Origin of the sequence: Stieleria sp. (genome assembly GCF_041595215.1) — a bacterium.
Classification (GTDB): domain Bacteria; phylum Planctomycetota; class Planctomycetia; order Pirellulales; family Pirellulaceae; genus Stieleria; species Stieleria magnilauensis.
Map to the genome: position 1 here is coordinate 1 of NZ_JBFHKV010001063.1, position 2943 is coordinate 2943.

Here is a 2943-nt window from a genome sequence, read left to right on the forward strand (position 1 = left end):
GACATGGAATCGGCCACGGTCGCCGCCAATGGTTTTCGATATCGAATTCCAAACGCCACGCTGCTGTGTGTCTCGGACAAACCCTTGCACGGGCAACCCAAACTGCCCGGTGCGGCGAGAGCCTTTTATGACGAAACGAAGAAACAACACTTGGCCGTCGCGACCAATGCCATCGCCAGGATCAAGCAGGAGTATCCCGATGGATTGCCCAACAGCGATATTCGAGCGCCCGAAGAGTCGCTGCTGGAAGGTCCCGACGGGAGTTCCAAGGAATCCTGGTGAGGAAGCGACTCACCTGCGGTTTTGCGCGACGGCCAGGTAACCCGCCGCGACCTGCAGACCGATGATGCTCCAGTTGAAATTTCGGAACGCTCGGGCCAGCGGGACGCCGCTGTCTTGGGCGACCGATTGAACGACACCGTAGACCGGCAGCAGTCCGACCAGCAGCCCCAGTCCCCCGATCAACAGACCGCGTTTGGCGGTCGGCATCGCAAAGGCGGCGGTGACCGGGACGCACATCAGCGTCCAGTAGAACGCGACCACGGCAGCGGCAAACCAGCCACCGATCGCAATCGAGTAGATCGCCCCGCCAGCGGCGCAGATCAAACACGATGCCACCAGATTGGATCGCCAGATCATTCGAGACGTCAGCAGGTGACGCCCGAAATGGTGAAACCGCAGCAACGTGTTGAAGATCGCGTCGGACGTCCACGTCAGGACGGCAAACACCATGTATGCCATCAAGATCAGCGGGATGAAGGGCCGAATCCATGGCACGCTGTCGCCGGCACCACTGAGCACTTGGATCAACAGCCAGGCTCCGAAGATGATCGCGAATTGATGTTTTCGAGAAAGTCGGCTGAGCGCGATGTGGAACTTTCGGACCGAGCGGAACAGCAGGCTGCGGCTGCTGATCGCGTCGATCATGCCTTCGCGGGCCAGTTCGTTGGTCGGGTCCAATCGCAACGCTTCGCGGAACGCATTTTGGGCTTCCTGGTACTTGCCCGAGTTCAGCAGCGCCCAGCCGTGCGAGGAGTGTGCGTACGAATCGTCGGGGCTGTTCTTCAGATTCTTGGCGGCCGATTGAAGCGCCTCTCCAGTGCGGCCGAGACGTTCCAACGCGATCGTGCGGATGTTGTTGCAGCCGGCGGATTCCGGGTCGATGGCGAGTCCCTGTTCGGACAGACTCAGCGCGGTCGACCAGTCGCGGGTCGCCAATTTAATTTGCGCCGCTTGTGCGAAATAATCAGCGTCGTAAGGGTCCAGCCGGATGGCTTGTGAGATCGCTTCGTAGGCTTCGTCAAAATGGTTCCGTTTCCAAAGCACTCGGCTGCGGACGAAATGCACAAACGGGGCGTCCGGTTCCGCCGCGACGGCCAACTCGGCTTCGCGGGTTGCGTCTTCGTAGCGTGATTCATCGGTGGCGGCGCAGATCGCCAACAGCGCATGGGCGAATCCGTCATCGGGATTTTCGGCCAGCATCTGACGGATCTCACGCTCGGCCATATCAAATCGCCCTTGGCCGATCAGCAGCTGGGCGCGGTCGTAGCGTTGTGTCATCGCTTGATCTTCAGGTAGTCCAAAATCGGGTCATAGGCACCGCCTTCGTTGGAATAGAGCGCGTGGTTGCGGGCGGTGGAAAACCATTCGCCGGTGCTCGGTCGACAGCGTTTGACGGCCGACATCAGATCACCCGTCGTGATCGGTTTGGGTAAACCTGTCTTCACTGCTTCCTTCAACTTCGTTTCAACCGCGGTGTCGACGACCGAGTTCAAATCCGCACCCGAAAAGTCCGCGGTTTTCGCTGCGAGTTTTTCCAGGTTGATCTTCTCGGTCGGCTTTCCGGCAAGTGCCAGTTTCAAGATTTCGATGCGAGCTTCCGCATCGGGCGGCGGGACAAAAATGATTCGATCGAATCGGCCGGGGCGACGAAACGCGCTGTCCAAGTGCCACGGTGCGTTCGTGGCGGCGAGAAACAAGACGCCGTCATTGTCCGTCTCCACGCCGTCCAGCTCGGACAAGAACTGATTGATCAGATGTCGGCCGCTGCTGCGACGCATGTCCGACCGGCTGGCACCGAGCGCGTCGACTTCGTCAAAGAACACGACGCAGGGACGGTTGCGACGGGCTTGCTGGAACAGGTTGTGGAGGTTCTTTTCGCTGTTGCCGACCCACATGTCCAAGACATCGCTGATTCCGACGCTCAAGAACCCCGCATCGATTTCTCCAGCCGTCGCCCGCGCAAGCATCGTCTTGCCACATCCGGGCGGCCCGTACATCAAAATGCCTCCGCCGACTTTTTTTCCGTAGGCGGCAAACATCTCGGCATGTTGCAGCGGATAGATGATTTTGACGCGGATGTCTTCTTTCACATCGGTCATGCCGCCGACATCGTCGAACTTGATCGACGGGGTCTCCAGGTCCGCGAATGATTCGTCGTCGATGTCCTGGTGGTCAAACCCCGCTTCGTCAACGTCTTCCAGCCAGCTGGCCGGTGTCCGCTGGGCGGACTCGTCGGACTCGGATTCGAAGTTCAGGCCGAGCAGGCTTTCGAACGCCACATCGGACAGATCGGGGTCGGCGTCGATTGCGTCTTTGTATTGATTGATCGCCGATCGAGTTTCGCCCTGGCCATGGAGCACACGAGCGTGCAGCAACAACGCCTCGGCCGGCGGATTTTTTTCGGCGACCAACGTTTCAAGGATTGCCAGGGCATGCGAAAGCCGATTGGCGCGTCGGTAGCTGTCGGCGAGCCCGAGTTGCAGTTGGGTGTTGCCGGGGTGATGATGGAGCGCATCCCGATAGACCTGGGCGGCTTCCTCCGCCCGAGACATTTGCAGCAGTGTTTTGGCGAGGTGGTCCGCCAACGCAATGTTCTCAGGTGCCAAACGAACGGCTTGGAGCAAGGCATCCAATGCGACTTGGTTGGGGTCATTCATGACA

At 59.5% G+C, this 2943-nt stretch carries 2 protein-coding genes and 1 pseudogene; 1 reads left to right on the forward strand and 2 read right to left on the reverse strand.

The features are described from left to right. Positions 1 to 282 (forward strand): annotated as a pseudogene (locus ABX749_RS28015) (AMP nucleosidase); the annotation flags it as partial. A 9-nt stretch (positions 283 to 291) separates the two neighbouring features. Here the strand turns inward: ABX749_RS28015 and ABX749_RS28020 are convergent. Both ABX749_RS28020 and ABX749_RS28025 read right to left on the reverse strand, forming a co-directional pair. Continuing rightward, the gene (locus ABX749_RS28020) at positions 292 to 1560 is read right to left on the reverse strand and encodes a tetratricopeptide repeat protein (RefSeq protein ID WP_372898933.1); all 1269 of its coding nucleotides are present in this window, start codon (positions 1558 to 1560) and stop codon (positions 292 to 294) included. Continuing rightward, on the reverse strand, positions 1557 to 2943 hold a 1387-nt coding region (locus tag ABX749_RS28025), incomplete at its 5' end, for an AAA family ATPase (RefSeq protein ID WP_372898934.1). The genes ABX749_RS28025 and ABX749_RS28020, both read right to left, overlap by 4 nt.

Bases quoted from the DNA above. Each gene is read 5' to 3' on its own strand.
- ABX749_RS28020 (WP_372898933.1), bottom strand. From the start codon at position 1,560: ATGACACAACGCTACGACCGCGCCCAGCTGCTGATCGGCCAAGGGCGA.